The sequence below is a fragment of the Limnohabitans sp. MMS-10A-192 genome, from assembly GCF_003063335.1.
Classification (GTDB): domain Bacteria; phylum Pseudomonadota; class Gammaproteobacteria; order Burkholderiales; family Burkholderiaceae_C; genus Limnohabitans_A.
Map to the genome: position 1 here is coordinate 300346 of NZ_NERX01000002.1, position 15651 is coordinate 315996.

Annotated in this window: 17 protein-coding genes; 8 read left to right on the forward strand and 9 right to left on the reverse strand. The window is 60.5% G+C overall.

Translation table 11 applies throughout. From position 1 onward, the window contains the following. The first annotated feature begins 171 nt into the window (after window positions 1-171). The 3 genes from B9Z43_RS06240 to B9Z43_RS06250 are packed head-to-tail and all read left to right on the forward strand — an operon-like array spanning window position 172 to window position 2643. Complete coding sequence (locus B9Z43_RS06240) at window positions 172-1839, forward strand: FAD-dependent oxidoreductase (protein WP_108323804.1); 1668 nt, start codon at window positions 172-174, stop codon at window positions 1837-1839. Between the two features lie 11 nt (window positions 1840-1850). Next, window positions 1851-2084, forward strand: a complete 234-nt coding sequence (locus B9Z43_RS06245) for a DUF2783 domain-containing protein (protein WP_108324142.1) — start codon at window positions 1851-1853, stop codon at window positions 2082-2084. Between the two features lie 22 nt (window positions 2085-2106). Continuing rightward, complete coding sequence (locus tag B9Z43_RS06250) at window positions 2107-2643, forward strand: VOC family protein (protein WP_108323806.1); 537 nt, start codon at window positions 2107-2109, stop codon at window positions 2641-2643. Window positions 2644-2678: 35 nt separating this feature from the next. Here B9Z43_RS06250 and metW read toward each other — a convergent pair whose 3' ends face one another. From metW to B9Z43_RS06265, 3 genes are all read right to left on the reverse strand, one after another. Next, window positions 2679-3263 carry a methionine biosynthesis protein MetW gene (gene metW, locus B9Z43_RS06255; RefSeq protein WP_108323808.1) on the reverse strand — a complete coding sequence of 195 codons (585 nt, stop codon included), beginning with the start codon at window positions 3261-3263 and terminating at the stop codon, window positions 2679-2681. Continuing rightward, on the reverse strand, window positions 3260-4420 hold the full coding sequence (locus B9Z43_RS06260; protein ID WP_108323810.1) for a homoserine O-acetyltransferase: 1161 nt from the start codon (window positions 4418-4420) through the stop codon (window positions 3260-3262). Before B9Z43_RS06260 ends, metW begins: the two co-directional genes overlap by 4 nt. Window positions 4421-4553: 133 nt before the next feature. After that, complete coding sequence (locus B9Z43_RS06265) at window positions 4554-5117, reverse strand: TMEM165/GDT1 family protein (protein WP_108323812.1); 564 nt, start codon at window positions 5115-5117, stop codon at window positions 4554-4556. A gap of 228 nt (window positions 5118-5345) precedes the next feature. On the opposite strand from B9Z43_RS06265, the gene B9Z43_RS06270 reads away from it, so the two are divergent. Beyond that, complete coding sequence (locus B9Z43_RS06270; RefSeq protein ID WP_108324143.1) at window positions 5346-6548, forward strand: ammonium transporter; 1203 nt, start codon at window positions 5346-5348, stop codon at window positions 6546-6548. Window positions 6549-6777: 229 nt separating this feature from the next. Then, window positions 6778-7332: an RNA-binding protein gene (locus tag B9Z43_RS06275; RefSeq protein ID WP_108323814.1), complete on the forward strand. Its 555-nt coding sequence runs from the start codon at window positions 6778-6780 to the stop codon at window positions 7330-7332. Between the two features lie 108 nt (window positions 7333-7440). Here B9Z43_RS06275 and B9Z43_RS06280 read toward each other — a convergent pair whose 3' ends face one another. From B9Z43_RS06280 to B9Z43_RS06295, 4 genes are read right to left on the reverse strand one after another with little or no spacing between them, the layout of a single operon-like run. Continuing rightward, a complete protein-coding gene (locus tag B9Z43_RS06280) occupies window positions 7441-8226 on the reverse strand; it encodes an SDR family oxidoreductase (RefSeq protein ID WP_108323816.1) in 786 nt (261 codons plus the stop codon). A gap of 8 nt (window positions 8227-8234) precedes the next feature. Beyond that, the gene (gene lptC, locus B9Z43_RS06285; RefSeq protein WP_233250033.1) at window positions 8235-8837 is read right to left on the reverse strand and encodes an LPS export ABC transporter periplasmic protein LptC; all 603 of its coding nucleotides are present in this window, start codon (window positions 8835-8837) and stop codon (window positions 8235-8237) included. After that, window positions 8834-9412: an HAD family hydrolase gene (locus tag B9Z43_RS06290; protein WP_108323818.1), complete on the reverse strand. Its 579-nt coding sequence runs from the start codon at window positions 9410-9412 to the stop codon at window positions 8834-8836. The genes lptC and B9Z43_RS06290 overlap by 4 nt, the downstream gene beginning before the upstream one ends. Before the next feature lies 1 nt (window position 9413). Further along, window positions 9414-10391 (reverse strand): SIS domain-containing protein, encoded by a 978-nt coding sequence (locus tag B9Z43_RS06295; protein WP_108323820.1) that lies wholly within the window; start codon window positions 10389-10391, stop codon window positions 9414-9416. A 119-nt stretch (window positions 10392-10510) separates the two neighbouring features. Here B9Z43_RS06295 and B9Z43_RS06300 point away from each other — a divergent pair, with 119 nt between their 5' ends. The 3 genes from B9Z43_RS06300 (at window position 10511) to B9Z43_RS06310 (ending at window position 13693) form a co-directional block, all read left to right on the forward strand. Next, a complete protein-coding gene (locus tag B9Z43_RS06300; protein WP_108323822.1) occupies window positions 10511-12496 on the forward strand; it encodes a monovalent cation:proton antiporter family protein in 1986 nt (661 codons plus the stop codon). Window positions 12497-12500: 4 nt separating this feature from the next. Beyond that, entirely contained in the window at window positions 12501-13055 is a 555-nt protein-coding gene (locus B9Z43_RS06305) for an adenine phosphoribosyltransferase (protein ID WP_108323824.1), read from the forward strand. A gap of 101 nt (window positions 13056-13156) precedes the next feature. Continuing rightward, the gene (locus B9Z43_RS06310; protein WP_108323826.1) at window positions 13157-13693 is read left to right on the forward strand and encodes a 2,4'-dihydroxyacetophenone dioxygenase family protein; all 537 of its coding nucleotides are present in this window, start codon (window positions 13157-13159) and stop codon (window positions 13691-13693) included. A gap of 94 nt (window positions 13694-13787) precedes the next feature. Here the strand turns inward: B9Z43_RS06310 and B9Z43_RS06315 are convergent, their stop codons facing one another. Continuing rightward, window positions 13788-14747, reverse strand: a complete 960-nt coding sequence (locus B9Z43_RS06315; RefSeq protein ID WP_108323828.1) for a branched-chain amino acid ABC transporter permease — start codon at window positions 14745-14747, stop codon at window positions 13788-13790. A 4-nt stretch (window positions 14748-14751) separates the two neighbouring features. After that, on the reverse strand, window positions 14752-15636 hold the full coding sequence (locus B9Z43_RS06320) for a branched-chain amino acid ABC transporter permease (protein WP_108285445.1): 885 nt from the start codon (window positions 15634-15636) through the stop codon (window positions 14752-14754). Window positions 15637-15651: the final 15 nt, after the last annotated feature.

Genomic DNA, 15651 nt, shown 5'->3' on the forward strand with positions numbered 1-15651 from the left:
CAAGTGAAAGGATAGCCGCAGTGGTTTTTCTTTGCTGAAAGCCTGGTGACAGCGCTGAAACCAGGGCATTGGCCTGTGTTTTTAAAATTACGGATAGGTAAACTGATTTATCTATAGTAAATTACGGGTGTCGCACCCAGGGGTGCTTTTTCACATGGCCGGAGACCACGCATGGGTGCTTACGTCAACCCGATTTATCCGTACAAAGCGTCCACCGCATGGATGACGACGCCACCGCAGCGCAAGCCTTTGATCGTCATTGGTGCGGGCCCGGTCGGTTTGGCTGCGGCCATCGATGCCCGCTTGCAGGGGCTGGAGGTGGTGGTCTTTGACGATGACAAGACCGTCTCGGTCGGCTCCCGTGCCGTGTGCTACGCCAAGCGTTCGCTCGAAATTTTGGACCGCCTGGGCATTGCCGACGAGGCTTGCGGCTTGGGCGTGAGCTGGAACATCGGCCGCACTTTTTTGGAAGAAGACGAGGTCTACCAGTTCAACCTGGTGCCCGATGCGGGCCACAAGCGCCCCGGCATGATCAACCTGCAGCAGTACCACGTCGAGGAAATGCTGATTGCCCGCGCACTGGCGCTGGGTGCCGACATCCGCTGGCAGCACAAGGTCACTGCCGTCACCCGCCACGACGAAGGCCACGACGACCACGCCACCCTGAGCGTCGAGACACCCGACGGCGCATTTGACATCGAGGCCGACTGGCTGGTCGTGGCTGACGGCGCACGCAGCCCGATCCGCCGCCACTTGGGTTTGGACATCGAAGGCCGTGTGTTCCAGGACCGCTTCTTGATCGCCGATGTGATCATGAAGGCCGATTACCCCGCCGAGCGCTGGTTCTGGTTCGATCCGCCTTTTCACCCCAACCAAAGCGTGTTGCTGCACAAGCAAAGCAACAACGTTTGGCGCATCGACTTTCAGCTGGGTTGGGACGCCGACCCGGAAGAAGAAAAGAAACCCGAAAAAGTCATTCCGCGTTTGAAAGCGATGCTGGGCGACGAGCGCCCATTCGAGCTGGAGTGGGTCAGCATCTACACCTTCCAGTGCCGCCGCATGACCGACTTTCGCCATGGCCGCGTGTTGTTTGTGGGCGATGCGGCGCACCAGGTCTCGCCCTTTGGCGCACGCGGTGCCAACTCGGGCTTTCAAGATGTGGACGACCTGATGTGGAAACTGGCGCTGGTCATGAAGGGCCAGGCCAGCGACAAGTTGCTCGACACCTACGCGCACGACCGCCAGTTTGCGGCCGACGAGAACATCAAGAATTCGACGCGCTCGACCGACTTCATCACGCCCAAGAGCCGCACCAGCAAGACCTTCCGAAACCAGGTGCTGGCGCTGGCCAAGCACCACCCGTTTGCGCGCAAACTGGTCAACTCGGGGCGCCTGTCGATGCCGTCTTTCCTGACCGAGTCGGTGCTCAACACACAGGACACCGAGGTGTTTGCCGGGCAGATGGTGCCCGGTGCGCCGATGGACGATGCGCCGGTGCAAGTGAACGGGCAAGACGCCTGGCTGCTCGACCAGGTGGGCAAGGGATTCCAGTGTCTGTTGTTTGTCGATGCGGCTCCCAGCGCCGAGACCTTGGCCACCTTGCAAGCTTTCCGGCAAGGCGCCGTGTCGGTGGACACGCTGATCGTGTCACCTGTCGCGCTGAGTGTGCCGGGCTGGACGGTGGTGGTCGATGCGCAAGGCTGGATGGCCAAACGCTACGACGCCCAAGCCGAAACGGTCTATTTGCTGCGCCCGGATCAGCATGTGCTCGCCCGCTGGCGCCAACTGCAGCCAGCGGCGGTGCAAGCCGCTGTGGCGCGCGCCATTTGCCAAGCTTGAGGAGGATGGACATGAACACGTCTGCACTGAAAACCGACCCCCACTTTCACGAGGCGGGTCGCCGCTTCTTTCGTGACTTTTCGCCGGGTGACGAGTTTTACGAACACCTGATCGACGCCCACAACGGCTTGAGCGACGAGCAAAGCGAAGCGCTCAATGCGCGCTTGATCCTGTTGTTGGCCAATCACATTGGCGATTTGAAAGTTTTGCGCGAGGCTTTGCAACAAGCCCGCGTGGCTGGCTGAAACCCTGCGCAAGGAGACCCCCATGAAAATCAACCGCATTCACCACGTGGCTTACCGCTGCAAAGACGCCAAGACCACGGTCGACTGGTATGTCAAAAACCTGAACATGGACTTTGTGCTGGCGATCGCCGAAGACCTGGTGCCGTCGACCAAGGCGCCCGATCCGTACATGCACGTTTTTCTGGATGCCGGTGGCGGCAACGTGCTGGCTTTTTTCGAGTTGCCCAATTCCCCCGATATGGGCCGCGACACCAACACACCCGAGTGGGTGCAGCACATCGCCTTCCAGGTCGACAGCCTGCAGGCGCTTGAAGAAGCCAAGGCGCAGCTGCAAGCCAATGGCGTGGAGGTGCTGGGCCCGACCAACCACACCATTTTCAAGAGCATTTACTTTTTTGACCCCAATGGCCACCGCCTGGAGTTGGCGGCCGATGTGGGCACGCCCGAGATGTACCAAAAGCTCGACGCTTGCAAATGGGACATGCTGGAAGAATGGGCAAAAACCAAACGCGCGCCCAAGCACGCGGCTTGGATGCACGATCAGGAATTCACCGCTTGAGTTCGGTGGCGGGTGCGGCTTGCGCCCGCCGCATTTCAGCTGCGCTGCAATTTGAAGACCGCCGTGCCCGCCATCAGGTTGGGCAAGACGCGCACTTCCTGGCCATGTTGCAGGCCGAATGAATCGAGCACTTGCAGCTGGTTTTTGCGGGCCAGATCGGCAAAGTCGGCATAGGTGCCCACACGGATGTTGGGCGTGTCGTACCACTGGTAAGGCAGGCGCTTGGTCACGGGCATGCGGCCGCGCAACACGCTCAGGCGGTTGAACCAGTGCCCGAAGTTGGGAAAGGCCACGATGCCGATCTTGCCCACGCGGGCGGTTTCGCGCAGCATGACTTCGGCGTTGCGCAGGTGTTGCAGCGTGTCGATCTGCAGCACCACGTCAAACGACTGGTCGGCAAAGACCTTCAGGCCTTGGTCCAGGTTGAGTTGCAGCACGTTCACGCCGCGCTGGGCACATGCCAGCACGTTGGCGTCGTCCAGCTCCACACCGTAGCCGGTGCACCCGTTGTGCTTTTGCAGATAGGCCAACAGGGCGCCGTCGCCGCAGCCCAGGTCCAGCACGCGTGCGCCACGCGGCACCAGGCGGGCAATGGCTTGCATGATCAAGGGGTCGCTCATGCGGCACCTCCGATGGCAGGTGTGAGGCTTTGGGCGATCTGCTCGAAGTAGGCGCGCACCAGGTTCATGTAGCGTTCATCGTCCAGCAAAAAGGCGTCGTGCCCGTGCGGCGCGTCGATCTCGGCGTAGCTCACATCACGGCGGTTGTCGATCAGGCCCTTGACCATTTCGCGGCTGCGTGCCGGCGAGAAGCGCCAGTCGGTGGTGAAGCTCACCAGCAAAAATTTGCAAACTGCGCGCTCCAGCGCCTTGGACAGGTCGCCGCCAAAAGCGCGGGCCGGGTCGAAGTAGTCGAGTGCCCGTGTGATCAGCAAATAGGTGTTCGCGTCGAAGTACTCGCTGAACTTGTCGCCCTGGTAGCGCAGGTAGCTCTCGATCTGGAACTCCACTTCTTGCGTGGAGTATTTGTAGCCCGTTTCGCTGTTGACGGCGTTGCGCAATTCGCGGCCGAACTTCTCGTTCATCACGTCGTCACTCAGGTACGTGATGTGGCCGATCATGCGGGCGATGCGCAGGCCGCGCTTGGGCACCACGCCATGCGCGTAGAAGTGGCCGTTGTGGAAGTCCGGGTCGGTCACGATGGCGCGGCGCGCCACTTCGTTGAAGGCGATGTTCTCGGCGTTCAGGTTGGGGGCGCTGGCCACCACCACCGCGTGCTTCATGCGCTCGGGGTATTGCAGCGTCCAGCTCAGGGCCTGCATGCCGCCCAGGCTTCCGCCCATGACCGCAGCCAGTTGTTCAATGCCCAACGCGTCCAGCAGCCGGGCTTGGGCATTGACCCAGTCTTCCACGGTGACGACCGGGAAGTCGGCGCCGTACACACGGCCCGTGTCGGGGTTCACGTGCATGGGGCCCGTGGAGCCAAAGCACGAGCCCAGGTTGTTCACGCCAATGACAAAAAAGCGGTCGGTGTCCAGGGGCTTGCCTGGGCCGATCATGTTGTCCCACCAGCCGGTGTTGTTGGGTTGCTCGGCATAGACGCCGGCCACATGGTGCGAGGCGTTGAGCGCGTGGCAGATCAGCACCGCGTTGGACTTGTCGGCATTGAGCGTGCCGTAGGTTTCGTAACTGAGCGAATAGCCACGGATGGACGCACCGCTTTGCAAAGGCAAAGCGGCTTCAAAGGTCATCGACTGTGGTGTGGCAATCAAGCGCATGGCGAAAATAAAAAAACCCGATAACGCTGAAGAAGCGATACCGGGTTGGGCTCGACCTCTTTAGCTGCATTTTGGAATCCTCTAGATTCCTGCGCCCGCAAGCTGGAGCAAATCGGCGCTCTGCAAGTATAAATCAGCCCCAGCCCAGCAGTGCCGCAGCACCCAGCACGGCAAAAATGACCGCCGACACGATGTGGACCATGCGCAGCGGCACACGTTTGGTGATGGCATCGCCCAGCCAAACCACTGGCGCGTTGGCCAGCATCATGCCCAGCGTGGTCCCGGCCACCACGGTGAACCAGGCTTGGTACTGCGCGGCCAGCATCACGGTGGCGATCTGGGTTTTGTCGCCCATCTCGGCCAGAAAGAAGGCCACCACGGTGGTCAGGAAGACGCCCATGCGCGGCGCGGCGTCGCCCTCTTCGTCGTCCAGCGTGTCGGGGATCAGCATCCACACGGCCATGGCGATGAACGAGCCGCCCAGCACCCAGCGCAGCACATCGGGGCCCAGCACGGTGGTGACCCAGCTGCCCACGGCACCGGCCAGCCCATGGTTGGCCAGCGTGGCCACGAGAATGCCCAGCACGATGGGCCAGGGCTTGCGAAAACGGGCCGCCAGCACCAGTGACAGCAACTGGGTTTTGTCACCCATTTCGGCCAAGGCCACGATGCCGGTAGAGACGAGGAAGGCTTCCATGTGATTTTCAGGCGCAGGTCTTGGCCTGTGCGTCGGCGGTAAAAACCCGATCTTACGAGACGCAGAGGCCGCTGTTGTGAGCGGGGCGATCGGTGGCGTGTGCACTAAAGGTGGCCTCAAAATGCGCGTTTGCATCAAATTGGGCATGGTTTGTGCTTGCAAATGGTGCGAAACGCCAGAGATGGCTTTTTCCGCACCAAGTTAAATCAAAAATCAAAGAGGACAGTGATGGATGCACTGAAACAGGGCGCAGACGCGCTCTTTATTTTGCTCGGCGGGATCATGGTCTTGGCCATGCATGCCGGTTTTGCCTTTCTGGAGCTGGGCACAGTTCGCAAAAAGAACCAGGTCAATGCGCTGGTGAAGATCCTGGTGGACTTCTCGGTGTCCACCGTGGTGTATTTTGTGGTCGGCTACGGCGTGGCTTATGGCACCAGTTTCTTTGTGAGCGCGGAAGTGCTCGCGGCCAAGAATGGTTATGAACTGGTCAAGTTCTTTTTTCTGCTGACCTTTGCTGCGGCCATCCCGGCCATCATCTCGGGCGGCATCGCTGAGCGGGCCAAGTTCTGGCCCCAATTGATTGCGACAGCCGTGATCGTCGGCTTTGTCTACCCCTTCTTTGAAGGCATTGCCTGGAACCAGCATTTTGGCGTGCAGGCTTGGATCAAAGCCTTTACCGGCGACGAGTTCCACGACTTTGCAGGTTCCGTGGTCGTGCATGCCATGGGCGGCTGGATCGCCTTGCCTGCCGTGATTTTGCTGGGCGCACGTTACAACCGTTACCGCAAGGACGGTCAGGTCTCGGCCCATCCGCCATCGAGCATTCCTTTCTTGGCGCTGGGTGCCTGGATCTTGATCGTGGGTTGGTTTGGTTTCAACGTGATGAGCGCGCAGACTTTGGACAAGATCTCAGGTTTGGTGGCTGTCAATTCCTTGATGGCCATGGTCGGAGGCACTTTGGCCGCCCTGCTGTTGGGAAAAAACGACCCTGGCTTTGTGCACAACGGTCCTTTGGCGGGTTTGGTCGCTGTCTGCGCTGGCTCTGATTTGATGCACCCATTTGGTGCGCTTGCGGTCGGTGCTGTGGCCGGTGCGCTGTTCGTGGTGATGTTCACCCTGACCCAAAACAAATGGAAAATCGATGACGTGCTCGGTGTCTGGCCTTTGCACGGGGTGTGTGGTGCCTGGGGTGGTATCGCTGCTGGCATCTTTGGCATGCAGAGTTTTGGCGGATTGGGCGGGGTGAACTTCACGGCCCAATTGATCGGTACCGTGATGGGCGTGGCCTGGGCCTTGTTGTGTGGTTTTGTGGTTTATGGCCTGCTCAAAGCCATTTTGGGTCTGAAACTCAGCCCTGAAGAAGAGTACGAAGGCGCCGACCTGAGTGTGCACAAAATCAGTGCCACACCCGACCGCGAAGTGAGTTGGTAAAACCATTGGGCTGGGTCTGAAAGCCCGTCAGGGCGCGCTTTGCGGGGATACCCCTTGCATCTTTTTTTGTTTTATGGCGCATAATGGACGAGCGTTGCTGTAGAAAAACAGCAACGCATTGTTTGCGGTGACCAGATCAGTTTCGCCTTCCTTCCGATGTTTCAAGGTTTGTTGAATGCGCTTTCAGAGCTCCATCGCTTTTATCTCTGTGTTTTGAGGAGTCCCTTTCATGGGCAACAAACTTTACGTCGGCAACCTGCCTTACTCGGTTCGTGACGGCGATTTGGAACAAGCTTTCGGTGAATTCGGTGTTGTCACCAGCGCCAAAGTCATGATGGAACGTGACACGGGCCGCTCCAAAGGCTTCGGCTTTGTGGAAATGGGCAGCGATGACGAAGCGCAAGCTGCGATCAACGGCATGAACGGTCAGCCTTTGGGTGGCCGCAATGTGGTGGTCAACGAAGCCCGCCCAATGGAAGCACGTCCTCCCCGCACCGGTGGTTTCGGTGGCGGTGGCGGCTTTGGCGGCGGTCGTCGTGAAGGCGGCGGCGGCGGTTACGGCGGTGGTCGTGAAGGCGGCGGCGGTGGCTACGGTGGCGGTCGTGAAGGCGGCAGCGGTGGCTACGGCGGCGGTCGCGAAGGCGGCGGCGGTTACGGCGGTGGCCGTGAAGGTGGCGGCGGCGGTTTCCGCAGCCCCTACGGTGCTGGCCCACGTGGCGGTAACGGCGGCGGCAATGGTGGTGGTCGTCGCGAAGGCGGCGGCGGCTACGGCGGCGGTTACTGATTCACGCCCGCGGCTGAGAACACTCAGCTGCTGAATCTTGACAAGGCCCTGCACTGCAGGGCTTTGTTGTTTCTGGGCCCGATGCATGCCCAGACACTTGGGCCAGTCTCACTTGTCTGAGTGCCTGTGTTTTCGGGGCTGGCCCTTGAGCACGCGATCAAACACCGCATTGGGCAAAAGGCGCAGCAACTTGGCCACCACACCCATGGGCCGAGGGATGACTTGGTAGCTCGTGCCGCGTGCAATGCAGCGCAAAGCCTGTCTGGCGAAGTCTTGGGCGGTCATCAAAAAAGGCATGGGGTAGCGGTTGCGCGCGGTCAACGGTGTCGCCACATAACCCGGTGCGATGGTGGTGACTTGAACGCCGCTGGCGCGCAACTCGCCGCGCAAACTCTCGCAATAACTGATCACAGCGGCTTTGCTGGCGCAGTAAGCCGCATGACCTGGCAAACCGCGAATGCCCGCCACGCTGGCGATACCGACCAAGGTGCCCGAGCCGCGCGCTTGCATACCGCGAATGAAGGGGTGAAAGGTGGCTGCCATGCCCAGCACATTGGTGTCCATCACCTGGCGCATCACGGCCAGATCTTCGCGCTCGGCGGTGTCCACACCTTGGCTGATGCCTGCATTGGCGATCACCACATCGGGCACACCCATTTGCGCCATGCATTGCTCGGCCGCCAAAATGATGCTGTCCGGATTTTGCACATCGGCGCCATAGACGTGGATGCGATCCGGGCTCAAGCGCAGTTGCGCAGACATGTCTGTGGCCCAAGTTTCCAGGGCACCGAGCCGCCTGGCCACCAGCGCCACGCGCCAGCCTTGCTGCAAATAAGCGGTGGCCATCGCTTGGCCGATGCCACTGGACCCTCCAGTGATGAAGACCAGTTTCATGTGTGCTTTCAGGGTTTGGGCGCCAGCACGCCGCGCACGCGGCCTTCCAGCAGATAAATGCCGCTCCTGCTGTCGAAGTTCAGCGTGAGTGCGGTGAAGACGTCTTTGTCGCGGGTGATTTCCACCGGGTCAGATGACAGCAGTCGATCTTGTTTGGCCAGCGCCACCAAGCGCTCGCCACGCAATTCGGTGCGTGGTGATTGGGCGTCGGCCAAGCGAATGGCTTGTGCATTGCCCACCAAAGTCACGCGCTCACCATCGCCCGTGGCGATGCCCGCTTGGGCTTTGGCGTGGACTTTCACACCTGTTTCGCTCTCGGAGTAGACGCGTACATGGTCGATGTGCATCTCGTCCACATTGGGAAAGTGACGGCCTTTGTCACCCAGCACCTCGCGTGTCATGCGACCCGTGGTGTCAAAGGATTTGACCGAGAAGTTTTCCAGTCGGTAGTCCGGCTCTTGGCGCGCGGGCTTGTTTTCATCGGCATAGACCATGGCCGGCATGCTGCGCACCAGCCACCAGCTGCCCAGCGCCAAAAATCCCATCAAGATCAGAGGCAGGTACAAGGACAGCCGATCCAGCATTCGGCGAAACAGGCCGATTGCCCTCATGCCGAGGCCCCTTTGTGCGCGTTCACGCCCACCTGCGCGAGCAAGTTCGCGTAGTGGCCACCGGCCACCAGCAGCAGGTCACACAAGGCACGGGCTGCGCCTTCGCCACCCCGTTCGGTGGTGATGTGGTGGGCAATGGCCTTGGCTTGTGCGTGACCGTTGGCGGGCGAGCAAGCAAAAGCCACGCGCTGCATGACGGGCAAGTCGGGCCAGTCATCGCCCATGGCGGCGGCTTGTGACCAGCTCAGTCCTAAATCTTTCAAGAAGTCTTCGGCGGCAGGGCGTTTGTCTTCGGTGCCAAAACGGGCGTGCGTGATGCCCAGGGCTTTGAGGCGCAGGCGCAGCGGCGCCGAGTCGCGACCGGTGATGACCACTGGCGTGATGCCCGCTTGCTGCAAGAGCTTGAGGCCTTGGCCATCCAGGGTGCTGAAGCGTTTGAGCGTTTCGCCAGATTCTGAAAAGTACAGACCGCCGTCGGTCAGCACGCCATCGACGTCGAAGAAAACCACACGGATGCCCTGCGCCTGCAGCAGCAATTCGGGTGCGTAGTTCAGGGCTGGGATCAAGGCCTGCATGTCAGATCACCTTCGCACGCATCAGGTCGTTGGTGTTGATGGCACCGCACAGGCGGCCTGCATCGTCCACCACCAGGATGCTGGTGATGCGGTGCAGCTCCATCATCTCGGCTGCTTCCACGGCCAGCGCTTCGGCGGCGATCGTGCGGGGCTGCGCGTGCATGACATCGCTGGCTTTGAGGCTGCGCAGGTCGTCTCCCTTTTCGATCAAGCGACGCAAGTCACCGTCGGTGAACACGCCCAGCACGCGGCCATCGGCATCGACCACCGATGAGGCGCCCAAGCCTTTGCGGCTCATCTCGCGCATCAGGTCCGAGAAACTGGCCTGCGGGCCCACGCGGGGCACTTCATCACCTTGGCGCATCACATCGCTCACATGGGTCAGCAGCTTGCGGCCCAAGGAGCCGCCGGGGTGCGAGCGGGCAAAGTCTTCGGGCTTGAAGCCGCGTGCATCGAGCAGGGCCACGGCCAGGGCATCGCCCATGGCCAGCTGCGCTGTGGTGCTGGCGGTGGGGGCCAGGTTCAGAGGGCAAGCTTCTTTTTCGACCGAGGTGTCCAACACCACGTCGGCATGGCGTGCCAGTGACGAGCTCAGGCCACCGGTCATGGCGATCAAGGGCACGCCTTGGCGCTTGAGCACAGGCAAGATGGCGACCAGCTCGTCGCTTTCGCCACTGTTGGAGATGCCCAGCACCAGATCCACCGCTTTGATCATGCCCAGGTCGCCGTGGCTCGCTTCGCCCGGGTGGACAAACATGGCGGGCGTGCCGGTGGAGGCGAGTGTGGCCGCGATCTTGCGGCCGATGTGTCCGCTCTTGCCCATGCCGGTGACCACCACGCGGCCCTGCACGCCGAGCATCATGTCCACGGCTTGAAGGAAGCGTTCATCGAGCCGGTCTTTGAGGGTCAGCAGCGCTGCGGCTTCGATGTCGAGGGTCTCGCGGGCGAGCTGAAGGGTTTGTGCATTGTGAGCGGGCATGGGGCCATTTTATCGGTCGACGTGGCGGGGCGTTGTCGCTGCGTTTCGCCGGGCTGAAAGACCTTGCGCGCCGAGCGCCGACTCATGGATTTTTCACGCGGGCTTGGTACCATCCAAGCATGAGCGCTCTTGAATTGACACTGCTGTATTTGCTGGCCGCCGTTTTGGGCGTGGTGGCATGCCGCATGCTCAAGTTGCCCCCCATGTTGGGTTATCTGGCCGTGGGTGTGGTGATTGGCCCGAATGCGCTGGCATTGGCGCAAAACTCCGAAGGCGTGAAGCACTTGGCCGAGTTCGGCGTGGTGTTCCTGATGTTCGTCATTGGCCTGGAGTTCAACTTGCCCAAGCTGCGCTCGATGCGCAAACATGTGTTCGGGCTGGGTCTGCTGCAGGTGGTTTTGACCTTGGTGATCGTGACCTTGGCCTCCTTGTTCGTCGCAACCCTGGCGCCAACCCTTTGGAAAATGGAATGGCATACCGCGCTGGCCCTGTCCAGCGCCATGGCCATGAGCAGCACGGCCATTGTGGTCAAGTTGATCGCTGATCGGCTGGAGCTTGAATCCGAGCATGGCAAACGCGTGATGGGCGTTTTGCTCTTTCAAGATTTGGCGGTGGTGCCGCTGATTGTGATGATTCCCGCGCTGGGTGCACCGGCTGAAGAGATGTTCAGTGCTTTGCTCGCGGCAGGCGCCAAGGCCGCGGTCCTGATCACCTTGCTGATGACGGGCGGCCAACGCGTGATGCGCTGGTGGCTCACCTTGGTGGCCAGGCGCAAAAGCGAAGAGCTGTTTGTGCTGAACCTTTTGCTGGTCACGTTGGGGCTGGCCTGGATCACAGAGCTGGCCGGTTTGAGCTTGGCGCTGGGTGCTTTCATTGCCGGCATGCTGATCTCCGAGACCGAATACAAACACCAGGTGGAGTTGGACATCCGGCCGTTCCACGACGTGTTGTTGGGGCTTTTCTTCATCACCATTGGCATGCTGTTGGACTGGCACATCGTGATCGAGCGTTGGCCCTTGGTGGCGGTGCTCACCGTTTTGCCGGTGCTCTTCAAGCTGGTGTTGGTGACCGCGTTGGCCAAGCTGACCGGGGCCACGCAAGGGGTAGCCCTGCGCACAGGTTTGTATTTGGCGCAAGCGGGTGAGTTCGGTTTTGTGCTGCTCACCCTGGGCTCGCAGCACCAGTTGATTCCACCCGCCTTGCTCAATCCGGTGTTGGCCAGCATGGTGTTGTCGATGTTGGCCACGCCCTTCATCATCCTGCACAGCAACACCATCGTCATGAAGTTGGTGGCCAGCGAATGGCTCCAGCAGTCCTTGCAGATGACCACCATCGCCCGCAAGTCGATCAACACCAGCAAGCATGTGATCATTTGCGGCTATGGCCGCTGCGGCCAGAACCTGGCCCGCATGCTCGAAAAAGAAAACATCCCCTACATGGCCCTGGACCTGGACCCGGACCGTGTCCGCCAGGCGGCCGCTGCGGGCGACTCGGTGGTGTTTGGCGACGCAGGCCGACTGCAGTCGCTCATGGCCGCTGGTCTGGCCCGCGCCAGCGCCGTGGTCATCACTTACCTGGATGTGCCTGCCGCCATGAAGGTGCTGGACCACGCCCACAGCCATGCGCCGCAGGTGCCGGTGATCGTGCGCACGCAAGACGATCTGGACCTGGAAAAACTGCAGCTGGCCGGGGCCACCGAAGTGGTGCCCGAAGCCCTGGAGGGCTCGCTCATGCTGGCCAGCCATGCGCTGGCACTGGTGGGTGTGCCCATGCGGCGCGTGATCCGTTTGGTGCAAGACCAGCGCGATGCCCGCTACAACCTTTTGCGCGGTTACTTTCACGGCGCCGATGACGACACGCTGGACGAAATCGACCACGAGCGCCTGACCACGGTGGGCTTGCCCATGGCCTCGCCCTGGCTGGGCAAGCAGGTCAAGGACCTGGCCTTTCATGCCATGGGCGTGCGGGTAGTGAGCTTGCGCAGGGCCAACGGCCATACCGAAACCGTGACAGATGAGAGCGAATTGCAAAACGGCGACACCCTGGTCTTGTCAGGCAAATCGCAAACCTTGGCCGTGGCCGAAGAAAAATTATTAAGAGGCTGAAGCCATGCACGATTTGAACGTCAACGACTACCTCAAAAGCCACATCCGCACCGTGCCCGATTGGCCAGCGCCGGGTGTGCAGTTCCGCGACATCACGCCGCTCTTGCAAGACCCCCGTGTCTTTCGTGTGCTGATCGATGCCTTTGTGCACCGCTACATGGACCCGGCCTTGCGGCCCGATGTGGTGGCCGGACTGGATGCACGTGGCTTCATTCTGGGCTCGGTGGTGGCCTACGAGCTGGGCTTGGGTTTTGTGCCGATCCGCAAGAAGGGCAAGCTGCCCTTCACCACGGTGGAAGAAACCTACGAACTCGAATACGGCAGCGCCACGGTGGAGCTGCACACCGATGCCGTCAAACCCGGTCAGCGTGTGTTGTTGATCGATGACCTGATCGCCACCGGCGGCACCATGATGGCGGGCAAGAAGCTGCTGGAGAAACTGGGCGCGACGGTGCTCGAAGGTGCCGCCATCGTCGACCTGCCCGAGCTGGGTGGCTCTGAACGCATCCAGGCTTCGGGTTTGAAGCTGTTCACTTTGGTGTCCTTCGAAGGCCACTGATCGCGGGTTGACTGGACACCTGCGCGACGCGCTGTCGCGCACAGTGCTGACAACCAAGCCCGCTGCTTTTACGCTGTCCTTTTTGTTTGCACAGGACCGCCATGACCACCTCTGCCACCCCGCCAGCTGCTGCGGACGACCGCGTACCCTACGCCAAACCGCAACCTTGGGGCATGTCGCCTGACATGGTCATCCCCGATGTGGACACCGACGACGAACGCCTGTGGGCGCCCGTTGCGCCGGGCATCTGGTCACGGCCTTTGCATTTGAATGTGACCGGTGGTTTTTACATCCACCTGCTCAAGGTCAAGCGCTCGGGCTTGCTGCAACGCCACCGCCACTCGGGCATGGTGCACGCCTATGTGTTGCGCGGCAAATGGTTGTATCTGGAGCACGACTGGGTGGCAACAGAAGGCGGCTATGTTTACGAGCCGCCGGGCGAGACGCACACGCTGGTGGTGCCTGACGATTGCCAGGACATGGTCACCATGTTCACCGTGCACGGTGCACTGATGTATGTGGACACGCAGGGCAATGCGACCGGCTACGACGATGTGTTCACGCGCATCGAGAAATACCGCGCCCACTTTGAAAACGTCGGTCTGGGTGCGGACTATGTGAAGAACTTCATGCGCTGAAACGATTCAGCTGGCGCTGTGGTTATGTCATGCCGGGCTTGCCCCGGCATCCATGTCCCCCAATGCCGCATCGGGAGGACATAGGCGTCCAAAATCACAGCGGCTTCTTGATCCAGTTGGCGATCTCGCCAATGATGCCTCGGCGGAAAGCCAGCACACAGATGACGAAGATGACGCCTTGGATGATGGTGACCCAGGCACCCAAATGGGCCAAGTAGTTTTCCATGCTGATGATCACGGCGGCGCCGATCAAGGGGCCAAACAAGGTGCCCATGCCACCCACCAGGGTCATCAGCACCACTTCGCCCGACATGGACCAGTGCACATCGGTCAGTGAAGCCAACTGGAAGACCAGCGATTTCGTCGCACCCGCTGTGCCGGCCAGTGCGCCCGAGATCACAAACGCCAGCAGCTTGAAGGTGTCGGTGTCGTAGCCCAAAGAGGTGGCGCGGTCGGGATGCTCGCGGATGGCTTTGAGGATTTGACCGAAGGGTGAGTGGATCACACGCCAGATCAGCAAGAAGCCCATCAGGAAGATGGTCAGCACGAAGATGTACATGTTGAAGTTGTCTTCAAGGTCGATCAAACCAAACAACTTGCCGCGAGGCACAGCCTGGATGCCGTCTTCACCGCCGGTGAAAGGCACTTGCAGACAGAAAAAGAACACCATCTGGGCCAGCGCCAAGGTGATCATGGCAAAGTAAATGCCCTGGCGTCGAATGGCCAGAAGGCCCACCACCAGTGCCAGCACGGCCGATGTCATGGTGCCCAGCAGCACACAAATTTCGGGTGATAAACCCCAAACCTTGGCCGAGTGGGCCGCGACATAACCGGCAGACCCCATGAACATGGCGTGCCCGAAAGACAACAAGCCGCCAAAGCCCAAGAGCAGGTTGAAAGCCGAAGCGAACAAGGCAAAGCACATCACCTTCATCAAGAAGACCGGATAGACCCACATGGGGGCCACGGCCAAAATGACGGTCATGATGGCGAACGCCACCCACAGGTGCTTGGAGGATTTGGCCGATACAGAGGCAGAAATCGCGTTGGACATGGTGTTACTTCTGAGTGCCGAACAGACCGGCGGGCTTGATGAGCAGGACGATGGTCATGATCACGAAAATGACCACGTTGGACGCTTCGGGGTAGAACACCTTGGTCAGGCCTTCGATCAGGCCCAGGCCAAAGCCCGTCAGGATGGCGCCCATGATGGAGCCCATGCCACCCACCACCACCACGGCAAACACCACAATGATCAGGTCGGCGCCCATGGTGGGGTTCACCTGGTAGATGGGGGCTGCCATCACACCAGCCAGTGCGGCCAGGCCCACGCCAAAGCCATAGGTCAGCGTGATCATGCGGGGCACGTTGATGCCAAAGGCCTGCACCAGGCTGGGGTTTTCGGTGGCGGCGCGCAGGTAGCCGCCGAGTTTGGTGCGCTCAATCACGTACCAGGTGGACAGGCACACCACCAAAGACGCCACGATGACCCAGGCCCTGTATTTGGGCAGGAACATGAAGCCGGTGTTGAACGCACCCTGGAAGACTTCAGGCACCGGGTAAGGCATGCCTGAAGAGCCAAATTCGTTGCGGAACAGACCCTGAATGATCAGCGCCAGACCGAAAGTGAGCAGCAGACCATAGAGGTGGTCGAGCTTGTAGAGTTGTTTGAGCATGGTGCGCTCGATCAGCACACCGCTGGCGCCCACGATGAAGGGTGTCAGCACCAGCGCCACCCAGTAGTTGACGCCCAGTTTGTTCAGGCCCAGGTAGGCCACGAAGGCGCCCAGCATGTACTGGGCGCCGTGTGAGAAGTTGATGATGTTCAGCAAGCCGAAAATCACGGCCAGGCCCAAGGAGAGCAGCGCGTAAAAGGACCCGTTGATGAGTCCGATCAGCAACTGCCCGAACAGCGCTTGAGAGGGAATGCCAAAGATTTCCATGGTGATTTCAGGCTT

Coding starts and splice junctions, on each gene's coding strand:
- B9Z43_RS06280 (WP_108323816.1), bottom strand. CDS start 8,226: ATGAAACTGGTCTTCATCACTGGAGGGTCCAGTGGCATCGGCCAAGCG.
- B9Z43_RS06310 (WP_108323826.1), top strand. CDS start 13,157: ATGACCACCTCTGCCACCCCGCCAGCTGCTGCGGACGACCGCGTACCC.
- B9Z43_RS06250 (WP_108323806.1), top strand. CDS start 2,107: ATGAAAATCAACCGCATTCACCACGTGGCTTACCGCTGCAAAGACGCC.
- B9Z43_RS06320 (WP_108285445.1), bottom strand. CDS start 15,636: ATGGAAATCTTTGGCATTCCCTCTCAAGCGCTGTTCGGGCAGTTGCTG.
- lptC (WP_233250033.1), bottom strand. CDS start 8,837: ATGAGGGCAATCGGCCTGTTTCGCCGAATGCTGGATCGGCTGTCCTTG.
- B9Z43_RS06305 (WP_108323824.1), top strand. CDS start 12,501: ATGCACGATTTGAACGTCAACGACTACCTCAAAAGCCACATCCGCACC.
- B9Z43_RS06275 (WP_108323814.1), top strand. CDS start 6,778: ATGGGCAACAAACTTTACGTCGGCAACCTGCCTTACTCGGTTCGTGAC.
- B9Z43_RS06240 (WP_108323804.1), top strand. CDS start 172: ATGGGTGCTTACGTCAACCCGATTTATCCGTACAAAGCGTCCACCGCA.
- B9Z43_RS06290 (WP_108323818.1), bottom strand. CDS start 9,412: ATGCAGGCCTTGATCCCAGCCCTGAACTACGCACCCGAATTGCTGCTG.
- B9Z43_RS06245 (WP_108324142.1), top strand. CDS start 1,851: ATGAACACGTCTGCACTGAAAACCGACCCCCACTTTCACGAGGCGGGT.
- B9Z43_RS06315 (WP_108323828.1), bottom strand. CDS start 14,747: ATGTCCAACGCGATTTCTGCCTCTGTATCGGCCAAATCCTCCAAGCAC.
- B9Z43_RS06295 (WP_108323820.1), bottom strand. CDS start 10,391: ATGCCCGCTCACAATGCACAAACCCTTCAGCTCGCCCGCGAGACCCTC.
- B9Z43_RS06300 (WP_108323822.1), top strand. CDS start 10,511: ATGAGCGCTCTTGAATTGACACTGCTGTATTTGCTGGCCGCCGTTTTG.
- B9Z43_RS06265 (WP_108323812.1), bottom strand. CDS start 5,117: ATGGAAGCCTTCCTCGTCTCTACCGGCATCGTGGCCTTGGCCGAAATG.
- B9Z43_RS06260 (WP_108323810.1), bottom strand. CDS start 4,420: ATGCGCTTGATTGCCACACCACAGTCGATGACCTTTGAAGCCGCTTTG.
- B9Z43_RS06270 (WP_108324143.1), top strand. CDS start 5,346: ATGGATGCACTGAAACAGGGCGCAGACGCGCTCTTTATTTTGCTCGGC.
- metW (WP_108323808.1), bottom strand. CDS start 3,263: ATGAGCGACCCCTTGATCATGCAAGCCATTGCCCGCCTGGTGCCGCGT.